Origin of the sequence: Halobacterium rubrum, assembly GCF_021729015.1 — an archaeon.
Lineage (GTDB): Archaea > Halobacteriota > Halobacteria > Halobacteriales > Halobacteriaceae > Halobacterium > Halobacterium rubrum.
This window is the reverse complement of the sequence record NZ_JAJQQZ010000001.1, coordinates 978,643-991,913: the sequence shown is the minus strand read 5'-3', so window position 1 is coordinate 991,913 and position 13,271 is coordinate 978,643. Positions and strand designations below refer to the sequence as shown.

13 protein-coding genes are annotated in these 13,271 nt (G+C 71.0%); 5 read left to right on the top strand and 8 right to left on the bottom strand.

The window, feature by feature from the left end; translation table 11 throughout:
- Positions 1-82: 82 nt before the first annotated feature.
- The 6 genes from LT971_RS05405 to LT971_RS05380 all read right to left on the bottom strand — a co-directional run bounded on the left by LT971_RS05405 (position 83) and on the right by LT971_RS05380 (position 4,992).
- The gene (locus LT971_RS05405; protein ID WP_237005829.1) at positions 83-670 is read right to left on the bottom strand and encodes a DUF447 domain-containing protein; all 588 of its coding nucleotides are present in this window, start codon (positions 668-670) and stop codon (positions 83-85) included.
- On the bottom strand, positions 667-1,554 hold the full coding sequence (locus tag LT971_RS05400) for a triphosphoribosyl-dephospho-CoA synthase (protein WP_237005828.1): 888 nt from the start codon (positions 1,552-1,554) through the stop codon (positions 667-669). The genes LT971_RS05405 and LT971_RS05400 overlap by 4 nt, the downstream gene beginning before the upstream one ends.
- Entirely contained in the window at positions 1,551-2,282 is a 732-nt protein-coding gene (locus LT971_RS05395; protein ID WP_237005827.1) for a beta/alpha barrel domain-containing protein, read from the bottom strand. Before LT971_RS05395 ends, LT971_RS05400 begins: the two co-directional genes overlap by 4 nt.
- A gap of 1 nt (position 2,283) precedes the next feature.
- Entirely contained in the window at positions 2,284-3,300 is a 1,017-nt protein-coding gene (cofD, locus tag LT971_RS05390) for a 2-phospho-L-lactate transferase (protein ID WP_237005826.1), read from the bottom strand.
- Positions 3,301-3,369: 69 nt separating this feature from the next.
- On the bottom strand, positions 3,370-4,140 hold the full coding sequence (locus LT971_RS05385) for a DUF7537 family lipoprotein (protein ID WP_237005825.1): 771 nt from the start codon (positions 4,138-4,140) through the stop codon (positions 3,370-3,372).
- Between the two features lie 45 nt (positions 4,141-4,185).
- Positions 4,186-4,992 carry a DUF7537 family lipoprotein gene (locus tag LT971_RS05380; RefSeq protein WP_237005824.1) on the bottom strand — a complete coding sequence of 269 codons (807 nt, stop codon included), beginning with the start codon at positions 4,990-4,992 and terminating at the stop codon, positions 4,186-4,188.
- Positions 4,993-5,090: 98 nt separating this feature from the next.
- Here LT971_RS05380 and LT971_RS05375 point away from each other — a divergent pair, with 98 nt between their 5' ends.
- The 4 genes from LT971_RS05375 to LT971_RS05360 all read left to right on the top strand — a co-directional run bounded on the left by LT971_RS05375 (position 5,091) and on the right by LT971_RS05360 (position 9,679).
- Positions 5,091-6,317 (top strand): HD domain-containing protein, encoded by a 1,227-nt coding sequence (locus LT971_RS05375; RefSeq protein WP_237005823.1) that lies wholly within the window; start codon positions 5,091-5,093, stop codon positions 6,315-6,317.
- A 63-nt stretch (positions 6,318-6,380) separates the two neighbouring features.
- Positions 6,381-7,397: an amidohydrolase family protein gene (locus LT971_RS05370; protein WP_237005822.1), complete on the top strand. Its 1,017-nt coding sequence runs from the start codon at positions 6,381-6,383 to the stop codon at positions 7,395-7,397.
- A gap of 34 nt (positions 7,398-7,431) precedes the next feature.
- A complete protein-coding gene (locus tag LT971_RS05365) occupies positions 7,432-7,884 on the top strand; it encodes a universal stress protein (protein WP_237005821.1) in 453 nt (150 codons plus the stop codon).
- 40 nt (positions 7,885-7,924) lie between these two features.
- A complete protein-coding gene (locus LT971_RS05360; RefSeq protein WP_237005820.1) occupies positions 7,925-9,679 on the top strand; it encodes an acyl-CoA dehydrogenase family protein in 1,755 nt (584 codons plus the stop codon).
- 6 nt (positions 9,680-9,685) lie between these two features.
- On the opposite strand, the gene LT971_RS05355 is transcribed toward LT971_RS05360, so the two are convergent.
- The gene (locus LT971_RS05355) at positions 9,686-10,654 is read right to left on the bottom strand and encodes a biotin--[acetyl-CoA-carboxylase] ligase (protein WP_237005819.1); all 969 of its coding nucleotides are present in this window, start codon (positions 10,652-10,654) and stop codon (positions 9,686-9,688) included.
- 195 nt (positions 10,655-10,849) lie between these two features.
- On the opposite strand from LT971_RS05355, the gene LT971_RS16400 reads away from it, so the two are divergent.
- Positions 10,850-10,981, top strand: a complete 132-nt coding sequence (locus LT971_RS16400; protein WP_272904612.1) for a DUF7503 family protein — start codon at positions 10,850-10,852, stop codon at positions 10,979-10,981.
- On the opposite strand, the gene LT971_RS05350 is transcribed toward LT971_RS16400, so the two are convergent.
- Entirely contained in the window at positions 10,978-13,071 is a 2,094-nt protein-coding gene (locus LT971_RS05350; RefSeq protein WP_237005818.1) for a hypothetical protein, read from the bottom strand. The genes LT971_RS16400 and LT971_RS05350 overlap by 4 nt on opposite strands.
- Positions 13,072-13,271: the final 200 nt, after the last annotated feature.

The window sequence follows — 13,271 nt, the reverse complement described above, 5'->3', positions numbered from 1 at the left end:
CGACGCCGAATGTACCCACCGGTTCTGGTGACATCGAAGGAATCGCACCGGAGTTGGCAGTGCTCCCCGCCCACCGCCCGAGCTACCAGTCGCCGTTGGTGTGCTCGCGGACGCGCGCCATCGCCGTCTCCTCCCGGGGGCCGCCAGCAGCTTCGACGACGTCTTCGAAGTACCGCAGTCGCTCCCGGAGCGTCTCGGTGTCGTAGGCGTCGACGTCCAGCCGGGACGCCGCGACGGTCGCCTCCACGACGGCGTAGAACCCCCGATTCACGCGGAACGGGGCTTCCCGGACCACCGCGGTCTCGACCGGCGACAGTTTCCAGTGTTCGACTGGCGTGCCCTCGTCGTCGCCGCTGCCGGTCTGTTCTGCGTCGACGCGCGCCCACGCCGTCGTCGCCGCGTCGTCCAGCACCGGGTCGTCGGTCTCCCGTATCGAGAGCGCGGCGTCCGCGAACGCGACGGGGTCGTCGACGAACTGGACGTAGCCACCGCCCTGCCGGTGGAAGTTCCGGCGCGTCCGGGTGTTCCCCCACGTCGTCGCGGTCGCCGGTTCGCCCTCGGCGTCGGGCGCGTGCAGCCCGAGCGCGGCGTGGTTCCAGCGGTCGTTCGGTCCGAGGGTCGCGACGACCGTCTCGGTCACGCCAGCGAGGCCGACCGGCCAGTCGGTCACGGGCCGTCACCTCCACCGCTGCCCTCGCCGTCAGTCGTCACCCCGGCGACCGACACGCCGGATTCGAGCGCGACGTACAGCGCCGCCGCCGTCAGGTCCGCCGTCGTCCCCGGGTTCACGCCGCGCTCCACGAGGTCGTCGGCGAACGCGCGGACCGCGCTCTCCTCGGCGTCCACGAGGCCTTCGGCGCGCTGGCGGACGTCCTCGGCGACCGCCTCGCCGTGTTCGGTGACGACCAGCGTGTCCGGCGCCTCGGCCAGCAAGCGAAGGAAGGCGTCGGCGGCGCGGTCGGTGAGCGGGCCGTCGGCCGCCTCGATGCGTTCCGCGGCGTCGAACACCCGGGGGAAGCCGGTGGTCCACTCGCGGGCGTTCGCGTCGCCGTCCGCGCCCAGGTCCATCACGTCGTACAGCGTCAGCCCGCGCTCGCGGAGCACCGGGACGGCGTTCGCACCGCGTCGCACGTCAAGCCGAGTGGCGTCGTCTGGGGGCTCGCCGACCGCCACCTCGGTGTGCTCGAACGCCCGGTAGAACCCGGCCGCGTCCGCGACCGTCGTGGACTCGGCCACCTCGGCTGCGCGCTCCCGGGTGAGGTCGCCGGTCGCAGCAGTCCGGACCAGCGGCGTCAACAGCAGCAGGCAGCCGAACTGCGTGTTCGTGCCAGCCGCCTCCGCCATCCCCACCACGGCGGTCTCGAAGGCGTCGCCGAGCGGTTCGGCCGCGTCTGCGGCGCGCTCGAGGCCGTTCCGGGCGCCGACCGCGCCCGCGAGGAACTGCTCGAAGCGGAGGTCGGCGAGGTCGCGGTCGCGGTCGACGTTCCCCGGTTTCGGGGCGCCCGCCACCTCCAGCAGCAGGGCGAGCTCGGCGCGCTCGCTCGGCGTTCTCACAGGAACCACTCCTTCACGGCGGCGTAGGCCGCCCGGACGCGCTCGGGGTCCCGGCTCGGCCGCCCCACGCTGACGGCGTCGGCGCCGTACGAGAAGTACTCGAAGACGTCCTCGCGGGTCCGGACACCGTTGTTCGCGACGACGAACAGGTCGGTGGCGTCGGCGACGTCCCGGACGACCCGCCGCGAGTCCATCGCGTCGACGTGGACCGCGTCGGCACCCGCACGCTCGATGGCCTGCGCGAGCACCTGGAGGTGGACGCCGTCGACCTCCGCCCGGACCTTCACGGAGACGGGCGCACCAGTGTCGCTGGCGGCCCTGACCTGCGCTCGGAGCCGGTCGGTGTCGTGCAGCAGCGACTCCCCGGCGCCGGCCGCACACATCTCATCCTGACGGCAGTGGGCATTCACTTCGAGGACTGCGTCGTGGTCGGCGCAGACGCCGGCGACCTCGCGCAGCGGGTCGAGGCTCGCCGACCGGACGTTCACGGCCGGCCGGAGGAACTCGTCGTCGAGTTCGGCGAGCTGGTCGTCGACCCACGCGACCGGGTCCGCGGGGAGGAACTCCTCGCGGTCCCGGTCGACCATCGCCCGGGCCGCCTCCCGGGTCGGCTCGTCGACGGCGATGCCGCCGAGGAACGCGCCGCCGGCGTGCTGGACCGACGCTTTCGCCCACTCGGCGTCGGCCTCGCCGCTGAGGCTGGCGATCGCGAGCCGGGGTGCGAACACGTCAGGCCACCTCCCCGGGCTCGTCCACCCGGTCGAGAGCGTCCCGGCAGGCACGAGCGACCCGCTCGGCGTCCGCCTCGGTGTCGAGACTGGTGTCCGTCCGGACGACCGGCCGGTCCAGTTCGGTGCCGTCCGCGCTGTCGAGGACGAAGGCGTCCGCGAAGTCGTAGACGTCGGCGACGCCCGCCGTCGACGGCTCGTGGCCGACGGCCGCCAGCAGCTTCGCGGCGGGCCCGGAGAACACCTCGTCCTCGACGAACGGCGAGACGGCGACGACGACGGCGTCGTCGAGCGCGTCCCGGAGGCCGTCGAGGGCGAGCATCGGGCCGAGGCTCGTCACGGGGTTCGACGGCCCGACGACGACCGGGCCGTCCCGGATCGCCTCGACTGCCGGGGCTGCTGCGCTCGCGCTTTCGGCACCCCGGAACTCCACGTCCTCGACTGCGGGGTCGCCGTTCTCGGCCACCCAGAACGCCTGGAAGTGCAGTTCGTCGTCGGGCGTGTGGACGATGCTCGCCACGGGGTCGTCGCTCATCGGAACGACGTCGGCGTCGAGGCCGAAGGCATCGGCGAGCCGGCGCGTCACCTCGGTCAGCGAGTACCCCTCGTCCAGCAGGCTCGTGCGCAGCGTGTGGACGGCGCGGTCGCGGTCGCCGATGAACATGAACTCGCTGGCGCCCGAGAACCGCCGCCAGCGAGCGATGTCGCGGCCCGCAGTCTGCAGGTCGTCGGGCAGATAGCGGGGGCGTTCGGGGTCGATGCCGGCCTCGGTCGCGAGGTCGCCGAGGTAGTCGTGGGTCGTCGACGCGTCGCCCTCGATGCCCCACCACGTCTCGCGGTCCAGCACGCCACCGCCCTCGAAGAGCACGGTGTCGACGTCGGGGCAGACGAGCAGCCCGCCGAGTTCGACGTCGTCGCCGGTGTTCCCGACGACCGTCGTCTCGGCCGGGTCGAAGACCTCGCGGGCGCCGGCGAGGAGCTTCGGCGTGCCCGTCCCCCCGGCGAGGAACGTCGTCATACCCGTCTGTGTGGGTGCCGGCGGGTAAACGCTTCCGACCCCGGGAGGACGCAGAAGAGTCGCTGTCGGCTACTCGGAGCTGTTGGACTGCGCCTCGCTCAGCCAGTCCGGCTCGGCGACCTCCGTCGACCCGACTTCGGTGAACCGCTGCGTGGTCTCGACGGACTGCGTGCGGTCCTGGACCGTGACGGTGATGTCGTAACCCGCCATCCGAACGACGCCGTCCTCGCCGACGTGCATCGTCGCCGACGCCTCGTCGACGTTCGACTCGTTCAGCTGCGCGAACGCCGGCGACGACGTGTTCAGCGCGTCGGCGCCGTCCGCCTCGTAGACGTGGACCGTCTCGCCGTCGACGTCCTCGGTGCCGGCGTAGGTGAAGTCGAACAGCCCGACGAACGACGTCACGGTGTCGCGGGCGTACTGCGTGGCGTTGCCGGCCTGCCCGGAGACGTTCTGGTACTGGGTCTGGTCGCCGGCGGCGAACTGCTGGTAGGCGGTGCCGTCGCCGTCACTGTACAGTTCGACGGTGCGCTGGGCGCTCTCCGTCCGCGAGAACACGGCGCCCGACGAGATGTCGCCGCGGACCAGTCCGCTGGTCTCGACGGTCCGGTTCTGGCCCGGTGACTCCTGGGTCGCGTCGGACTCGATGGTGTACGTGCCCGCGTCGGTGAGGGCGTCGACGTGGGCGTCAGCGACCGACTCGGCGTCGAGTGGCGTCTCGTAGACCGGCTCCGCTCCGTCCACAGTGTCTGTGCCGTCCGTGGCGGGGCCGCTGCCGCCGGCGCAGCCGGCGACCGCGACGAGCGCTACGACCAGCAGGGCGGCGAGTTGGCGTCGCATACCCGAGGTTCGGGAGTGGCGTGGAAAACCCCTCCGGACCGGTCGTCACCCTGCGTCGTCGTCGCCGTCGCCGAATCTGTCTCTGGCTTCGTCGACCCACGCGGGGGGCGACCCGTCAGTCTCGCCGACGGCAGTGTACGTCACCGACGTCTCGACCGTGCGTTCGCGGTCGCCGTTCTCCACGGTGTACGAGAGACGGAGAGCGGTGACGGCGCCCGACTCGTGGACACGAATCGTGACGTTCACCGCCGACAGGGTCGCCTCGGCGGAGGCCTCCCCCGTCAGTGCGTCGACGTCCACGTCCGCCGGGTCGGTGGTGCGGTAGACGTGAACGAGCCCGTCTGCGCGCTCGGTCGCGCCACGGTGTTCGAGCGACGCCAGCGGGAGGAACTGTGCGACGGGCTCGCGGCCCCACTCGGCCGCTGACCGGACGTCCGAATCGTTCGCAGACCGGGAGTACTGGTACGAATCGCCCGTGCGGTAGCGCGTGAACGTGGTTCCGTCGCCGTACCGGTAGTACTGGGCGACCGGCGGCGGGCGCTGTGTCTCGTAGACGCGACCGTCCGCGAGGCTCACGCGGGCAGTCGTCAGGGACTCGAAACCGCCGTCGGCGCCGCTGTCGGTCACGGTCGTGTTCCGGACGACGGTGAACGTCCCGGCCGCCCGGAGTGCGGCCTCGTGGTCCGCGAGCAGGTCGCTGTTCTCCAGCGGCGTCGTGTACGGCGAGTCGGCGGGCTCGAGGTCGGTTTCGTCGCCACCGGGGCCGAGGTCGCCACCGGGGAGGACGGCGCCACAGCCGGCGACGGCGACCAGCCCGACGACTGCGAGGAGGGCGAACGGAGTGCGGGACACGTCCCGCGCTGTCGGCGCGGGCCGGCATAGTTCCCCGGGTCACTGCTCCCAGTGTCGCTTGCACGATTTTATACCGGAGACCGCCCAACTCGGGGGCAATGACCACCATCAAGGACAGCGTCCACGACCACATCGAGGTCGAGGGCGTCGCCGCGGCCCTCCTGGACACGCCGCCCGTCCAGCGGCTGCGGAACGTCAAACAACTCGGGACGGTCCACCTCGTCTACCCGTCGGCGAACCACACGCGATTCGAGCACTCGCTGGGCGTCTACCACCTCGCGGACCGCGCGCTCGACCACCTCGGCATCGCCGGCCGGCGCGCCGAGCGGGTGCGCGCCGCCGCCATCCTCCACGACATCGGGCACTCCCCGTTCAGCCACAACGTCGAAGGCGTGATCGAGCGCCGGACCGGGAAACGCCACGACGACGTCGACGAACTGCTGGCGTCCGACCGGGTCGCGTCCGTCCTCGCGGACCACGGCATCGACCCCGGGGACATCGCCGACCTCGTCGCCGGCGACGGCGAGCTCGCACAGCTCGTCGCGGGCGAACTGGACGTCGACCGGATGGACTACCTCGTGCGGGACGCCCACCACACCGGCGTCCCCTACGGCACCATCGACACCGGCCGGCTCGTGCGCGAGCTGACGTTCATCGACGGCGACCTCGTGCTCGACGAGGGGAACGTCCAGACCGCCGAGAGCCTGCTGCTGGCGCGCGCCCTCATGAACCCGACCGTGTACAGCCACCACGTCGCCCGCATCTCGAAGTCGATGCTTCGGCGGGCGACCGAACGCCTCCTCGAGGAGACGGACGTGACGGCGAGCGAACTCCGGCGGATGGACGACCACGACCTCGTGGCGGCGCTCCGCCGCCACGACGCGACCAGCGACCTCGCCGCCCGGCTCTCGCGCCGGGACCTCTACAAGCGCGCCGTCTGGGCGGAGCTCGGCGACGTCGACGAGGCCGTCGTCGGCGCCGACCACCAGACGGTGCGGCAGTTCGAGCGCGACGTCGCCGCCGACGCCGGCGTCCCCGAGGGGACCGTGGTCGTCGACGTGCAGGGCGAGCCGTCGATGCGCGAGTCGTCGACGGGCGTGCTCGTGAACGGCGAGGTGCGGCGGCTCCACGAGCAGTCGACGCTCGTCAACGCGCTCCGGGTCGCCCAGCGCGAACAGTGGCGCCTCGGCGTCTACGCACCCGCCGAACACGTCGAAGCCGTCGGGCAGGCCGCCGAGCGCGTGCTCGGTCTGGAGACGGAGGGCGCGCTCGTCAGCGAAGTGAGTTCCCCCGGCCGGTACGCGAGCCTCCAGGACTTCGAGTGACCGACCCGGCGCCCGCGAGGCGCTTCGAGTACCCTTACGTCCCCTCCGGCGGAAGGGAGACCCATGGAACTCTCCGGAACTGTCCTCTGGGGCGACGACTTCGAGCCCGTGCAGGGGACGCTGGTCGTCGAGGACGGCGAAATCCTGCGGCTGGACGAGGAGCGCGTCGACAGCGACGACATCGTGGTCCCGGCGTTCGTGAACGCGCACACCCACACCGGCGACTCCATCGCGAAGGAGGCCGGTCGCGGGCTCTCGCTGGAGGAACTGGTGGCGCCGCCGGACGGCCTGAAACACCGGCTGCTGCGGGAGGCCGACCGCGCGGACCTCGTGGCGGCGATGCGGCGGTCGCTGTCGTACATGGCCGACACCGGGACGACCACCCACCTCGAGTTCCGGGAGGGCGGGGTAGAGGGTGTGCGCGCCATCCGGGAGGCCGGGGAGGGCGTCGACGTGGAGTCGGTGGTCTTCGGGCGCGGGGACCCCGACGTGCTCGACGTGGCGGACGGCTACGGAGCGAGCGGCGCCGGCGACGGCGAGTTCGGCAGCCAGCGGACGGCCGCCCGGGAGGCCGGGAAGCCGTTCGCCATCCACGCCGGGGAGGTCGACGCCAGCGACATCAACCCCGCGCTCGACCTGGACCCGGACCTGCTCGTGCACATGGTGCACGCCGAATCACTCCACCTCGACCGCGTCGAGGACAGCGAGATACCCGTCGCCGTCTGCCCGCGCTCGAACCTCGTGACCGGCGTGGGGCTCCCGCCCGTCAGCGACCTCGTCGACCGCACGACCGTCGCGCTGGGGACGGACAACGTCTTCCTGAACTCGCCGTCGATGTTCCGGGAGATGGCGTACACCGCGAAGTGCTGTGACGTCGGCGCCGTCGACGTGCTGCGGATGGCGACGACGGCGGGCGCCGAGCTCCTCGACGCGAACTACGGCACCATCGAAGCCGGCCGCGAGGCCCGCCTGTTCGTCCTCGACGGCGACTCCGACAATCTCGCCGGCTACCGGGACGCCGTCCGGGCGGTCGTCCGGCGCGCCGGTGCGGCCGACGTGAAGCGCGTCGTCTCGCCCTGAACACTTAACACACCACCGGGAGAAGTACCGGGCGATGGGACGATACGAGCGAATCCTCGTGCCGACGGACGGGTCCGAGGCGACCAGAGAGGCGGTCGAGCACGCCGCCGACCTGGCCGCCGAGCACGACGCGACGATACACGCCCTCTACGTCGTGAACTCCGCGAGCTTCGCGGGGCTCCCGATGGACTCGTCGTGGGAGAACGTCTCCGCGATGCTGAACGAGGAGGGCTCGACCGCGCTCGACGAAGTCGCCGCCATCGCCGACGAGCACGGCGTCGACGCCGAGCGCGAGCTCGCGGACGGCAACCCCGCACGCGAGATCGTCCGGTACGCCGAGGACGCCGACTGTGACCTCGTCGTGATGGGGACGCACGGCCGCGGCGGCATCGACCGGCTGTTGCTCGGGAGCGTCGCCGAGAAGGTGGTTCGGTCGTCGTCGGTGCCCGTGCTCACCGTCCGGGTCGACGACGACGGCGAGACGTAACGGGCGAACCTTCAAGCCCAGTGGCGCGGCAACGTCCCACATGGACAGTCTGGACTACGCCGGCCTCGACGAGGGCCGGGGCTGCAACTACTGGCGCTGGGACCCGACGCTCCGCCGGCACGCCCACAGACTCCACGACGGCGGCGACGACGACTGGGACTGGGTCGACGACCGGCTCTCCGAGTGGGGCGACATCGTCGGCACCACGGTCGCCGACAACGCCGACGTGGCGAACGCGAACCCGCCGACACTGGAGACGTACGACCGCCGCGGCGAGCGCGCGAACGACGTCACGTACCACCCGTCACAGCACGAGAACGACCGCCTCACGTACGAGTTCGGCGTCGTCGCGGACGCCTTCACCGCCCCAGCTGACCGCGAGGAGCCGCCGGGGCTGGCGTACTCGCTGACCGCGCAGGCGCTTCTGGCGTACACGGACATCGGGTTTGCGTGCCCCGTCTCGATGACCGCCGGCGCCGCCCTGGTGCTCGACAACTACGCCGAACACAGTCCCCAGCCCGACGTGCTGGGCGAGTACTTCGACCGGCTGGTCGCCCGCGACCACGACGACGCAATCGAGGGCGCGATGTTCCTCACGGAGAAGCAGGGCGGCAGCGACGTCGGCACGAACGAGACAACGGCCGTCGAAGCCGACGACGGCACCTACCGGCTCACGGGCGAGAAGTGGTTCTGCTCGAACGTCGACGCCGAGGGGACACTCGTGCTCGCACGCCGCGAGGACGCACCCGAGGGGACCGACGGGCTCTCCCTGTTCCTCGTCCCCCACACGCTGCCGGACGGCTCGCTGAACGACCAGACGTACCGCCGGCTGAAAGACAAACTCGGCACGGAGACGGTGCCCACGGGCGAAGTCGAACTGACGGACGCGACCGGTTACCTCGTCGGCGACCCCGAGAACGGCTTCCGGCAGATGACCACGATGCTGAACTTCGAGCGCGTCGCGAACGCCGCCGGCGCGGTCGGCGTCACCGGCCGCGCGCTCCTCGAGGCGAAAGTCCACGCCGCCGACCGGGAAGCGTTCGGCCGCACGCTCGACGACCACCCGCTGATGCGGCGGGACCTCGCCGAGTGGACCGCCCGCTACGAGGGCATGGTCGCCGTCACACTCGAAGCCGCCCACGCGCTCGAAGCCGCCGAAGACGGCGACGACGACGCGCACTCCCTGATGCGAGGCCTGGTCCCGATTGCGAAGTACCGGACCGGCCGGCTGGCCGTCGACGCCACCTCGTACGCGATGGAGATCCGTGGCGGCGACGGCTACGTGGCCGACTACGTCACCGAGCGCCTCCTCCGGGACGCACAGGTCCTCCCCATCTGGGAGGGGCCGTCGAACGTCCTCGCCCTCGACCTCCTGCGCGCGCTCGACCGCGAGGGCGCCGCCGAGGCGCTGCTGGCGCGCGTCGACGAGAACCTCGACCACGCCGCCGAGACCACGAGCGACGTGGTCGGCAGCCTCAATCGGCGAATCCGCGAGGAACGAGATGGCCTCCGAGAGGCGATGGTCGCGCTGGCTGGCGCCGACAGGGCCCGCGCCCAGCACGAGGCGAAGGCGCTGGCGGACTACGCCTACGACGTCGTCGCGGCCAGCAGTCTGCTCGCGCTCGCCCACGACCGCCTCGACGAGGCTGGAGACGCCCGGGAGGCCGCCGTCGCCCGGCTGTTCGTCGAGGACGCGTTCGGCGACGGCCGCCCCGACCCGGGCGATGCACTCGCACTCGACCACTTCGAGAGTATCGCGCACTACGCCTCTCTCGACCCCGAGCGCCTCGACTAGACGGCGTCAGGCCGGCCGCAGGTGCTGGCAGTCGCCCGAGTGGACGACCCGCTCGCTGCTCCCGTCGTCGTCGCTCCCGTCGCTGTCGCCGGTGTCGACGACGAGCGCCCCGTGCTCGGTCACGTCGACGGCCTCGCCCTCGACCGTCTCCTCGCCGAGGTCGACGCGCACGCGCTGCCCGATGGTCGCCGCCCGCTCGCGCCACGCGTCCAGCACCCCGTCGGTGTCGGCCCGGAGCTCGTCGAAGCGCTCGAGGACGCGCTGGACGAACACCCGCCGCGACACGTTCCCCGCCTCGGCGCGGATGCTCGTCGCGTCCCCCTCGAGGTCACCGGGGTCGACGTTCACGTTCACGCCCGTGCCGACGACCACCCACGAGACCTGGCTCGCCTCGCCCTCCATCTCCGTGAGGACGCCGGCGAGCTTCCGGCCGCCGCGCTCGCTGTCCTCGTCCGGCACGACCACGTCGTTCGGCCACTTGATGGCGGCGTCGACGCCCGCCTCCCGGGCGGCGTCCGTGACGGCGACGGCCGCCGCGAGCGTGAGCAGCGGGACGCGCGCCGGCGGCAGATCCGGTCGCAAGACGAGACTCGCCCAGACGCCGCCCGACGGCGACGACCACTCGCGGCCGCGACGACCCCGGCCGCCGGTCTGGCGGTCCGCGAGCACGACCACGTCGCGGGCGCCGTCGGCGGCCAGCTCGCGCGCCCGGTCGTTCGTGCTCGGGACGGCGTCGTGGTACTCCACGCCGAACGGTGCGTCCAGCCCGAGCTCGACGGCCGGGCCGCCGTAGTCGGGGACCCCCGCGAGCACGTAGCCGTCGTCGACGCTGTCCACGTCGAAGCCAGCGTCCCGGAGCGCTTCGACGTGCTTCCAGACCGCGGCCCGGGACACGTCGAGGCGGTCGGCGAGCGCCGGCCCCGTCACTGGCCCCTCCGCGAGCGCGTCGAGGACGGCCCGTCGCGTGTCGTTCATCACCGCTCGATACCCGGCGAGTCGTGTTAAATCCCGGATTTTCGGCCGGAAGCTCTTTTCCGGGACGCCGACACAGTATCTCTGAAGCGCGGTGTCTCCCAGCCCAGAACCATATATCCGATAAATTTCCGCTTTATTTATATTCGTTATTTTCAGATAGATTGAATATATTACCCGGTGCAGGTACGGGTGACGATGGCAGACAACAAGTTCAGTCAGTTCCTGTCGGACCACCCGCGAATGATCGGCGTGCTGTTCACGATGATGGTGCTCCTGTCGAGTGCTGGCGGAGCGGCAGCGAGCGGGACCAGCATTGCGGGCCCTTAATCGAGTAATTCTCGCCGAACTTCGTCACTCCAAGAAAGACGGTTCTCCTGGAGTATCGGGATGAACGTTTTGTCGAGAAATTCTATCAGCTCTGTCTCCTCAACGGTAAACGGACCGATCTCCCCCGAGTTCAGATAGTATGTTGTTTGGCTCGTCAGGTGCGGGCTAAATAGTGTACCGATTGATTTCGAGTTCGTTGGGTAGGCCTGCATGGTAATATCGTACCCTGTCGACGCCCCCCCAAGCTTCGCTGAAGTCAGCGTACCCCGGTTGCTCTGAACCAGTTGGACACTTCCGTCCCCAATCGTGATGTACTGATTCCCGAATATCGTTACGTTCCGAGCGACCGACAGCCCCGAGAGCAACGAGAAGCCGTTGTTGAGGAGTCTCGCGAGCGCTCGGCCGATTCGGACCGCGGGGTCGTTGCTGATGTCGGTGAGCGTGACGATGCCGCCGCGGCTGCCGCGGTCGACGAGCGCCTGCCCCTGGATGTACGACCGGCAGGCGTTCAGGAGGAACGCGCGGACGCCCGTCGACTCCAGCCGCCGGGCGTCGAAGAGGCCGTCCTCGCAGAGGAACCCGCCCTCCTCGACGTGGCCGATGTAGTGCAGGAAGTCGACCTCCGTCCGGAGGAGGTCGCCCAGTTCGTCGGTCGAGAGGCCGTAGTGGACCTCGATGTCGAACTCGAAGAAGTCCCGGGCGCCGTAGAACTCCTCGACGACCTCCTCCTCGGTCATCTCGGGGTCGTTGCAGACGATGTCGATGCGGATGGCGTCCCGGTCGGGCGTCTCGTACTCGAAGCGCCGCCGGTAGTACTCCGCGGCGCCCTTGCTGGCGCCCAGCGGGAAGCCGTCGGCGAGCCAGACGTGCTCGATGGCGTCGGTCGACGGCGGCTTCACGACGCCCGTCGTGTCGAAGTCGACCTCGGACTGGCTCCGGTGGACGCTACGCTGGCCCCCCCGGAGGAACGACGTCACGGCCTCCGGCTCCTCCTCGACGTCCGGCGGTTCGGCGTCGGGGTCGTGGATGCGGATGCGCGCGAGGTCGTTCACGACGAACGGCAGCGACTCGATGCGTTTCGCCTCGGGAGCGATGTCGGCGGTGAGCTTCCACTTCGGGACGTGTGGCTCGGTCACCTCGTAGGGGACGTCGAGGTAGGTTTCGAGCCGCTCGGCCAGCGACGCCTCGTAGGCGGCCGCGAGGTCGACGTCGAGGTCCGGTTCGAGGACCGCGCGCTCGTGGAGGTCGACGGGGTACAACCCCTCCGTGCGGACGACGCAGTCAAGCAGGAAGACGTGCTCCAGCAGCGCCCGGACCTCGTCGCCGAACGACCGGTCGGTCCCGAGCACGTGGCGGTCGCCGTCGAGGACGAGCGCGCGCTCCGGGCCGGGGCGCACCTCGGCGCCGAGGTAGTAGGCGAGCGCGCTCACCTGGTAGAGGTCGCCCCAGTCCCGGTGAATCTCGATGGCGACGTCCGTGTCGGCCGCGACGAGGTGGTCGGGGGCGTCGAAGCCGTCGCCGCGTTCGACGAGCGGCGGGTGGCCGCGCAGCGTCGGGAACGAGCGCTCCGGGCTCGTCGTCTTCAGCGCCGACCCGAACAGGGAGACGGCGCGCATCCCGTCGGTCACGTCGTCGCCGATGGTGATGGTGCCCGCCGGTGACTCGTGGAGCGAACGAGCGCCCAGCAACACCGGCGTCGGCGCCTCGAACTCGAGGAACGTGGTGTTCTCCGCCCGCCGTATCTGGAGTGGGGCGTCGGCGGCCACCTGAAGTTTCATCGGGCCGACGTGGAGGTCCAGCGCGTACGCTCGCCGTGGGTAGCTGTCGACCTCCTGGTTGGCTGACTGCCCGACGTACGTCCCGTCCTGCGTCCACACCGAGACGTTCAGCAGCATCGGGAGTTCGATCGACTCTGCCTCGAAGCGCACCGCGCTGTCGACGGGGAGCGCGAACCGGTCGTCAGCGGCGTCGTCGCTCGCCCGTACAGGGTCCACGACCGAGTCCGTGTACAGCTCGAACTGCGCGTTCTCGATGGGGTCCTGAACCTGCAGGCCGGGCGGTCGCTCGATGGGTGAGAACGTCGGCCTCACGGCGCCCCCCTCCTCCGTGCCGGCGCTCGGCAGACCGCCCGCTCCGCGCGCGAGTCGGGGCAGTCACCGGCAGCAGCGGCGTTGTCCTCGAGTACCATGGTGTTCGGCTCCGGGCTGCGGGAGAGGCGTTCGGCGCGGATACCAACGCCGGTCGACCGGCACGCCTCGTCGGCTGTCAGAAGCAGGGCCGGCCCGTCGGA

Excerpts from the sequence above, each read along its gene's own strand:
- LT971_RS05375 (WP_237005823.1), top strand. The coding sequence starts at position 5,091 with ATGACCACCATCAAGGACAGCGTCCACGACCACATCGAGGTCGAGGGC.
- LT971_RS05360 (WP_237005820.1), top strand. The coding sequence starts at position 7,925 with ATGGACAGTCTGGACTACGCCGGCCTCGACGAGGGCCGGGGCTGCAAC.
- cofD (WP_237005826.1), bottom strand. The coding sequence starts at position 3,300 with ATGACGACGTTCCTCGCCGGGGGGACGGGCACGCCGAAGCTCCTCGCC.
- LT971_RS05370 (WP_237005822.1), top strand. The coding sequence starts at position 6,381 with ATGGAACTCTCCGGAACTGTCCTCTGGGGCGACGACTTCGAGCCCGTG.
- LT971_RS05365 (WP_237005821.1), top strand. The coding sequence starts at position 7,432 with ATGGGACGATACGAGCGAATCCTCGTGCCGACGGACGGGTCCGAGGCG.
- LT971_RS16400 (WP_272904612.1), top strand. The coding sequence starts at position 10,850 with ATGGCAGACAACAAGTTCAGTCAGTTCCTGTCGGACCACCCGCGAATG.
- LT971_RS05355 (WP_237005819.1), bottom strand. The coding sequence starts at position 10,654 with ATGAACGACACGCGACGGGCCGTCCTCGACGCGCTCGCGGAGGGGCCA.
- LT971_RS05385 (WP_237005825.1), bottom strand. The coding sequence starts at position 4,140 with ATGCGACGCCAACTCGCCGCCCTGCTGGTCGTAGCGCTCGTCGCGGTC.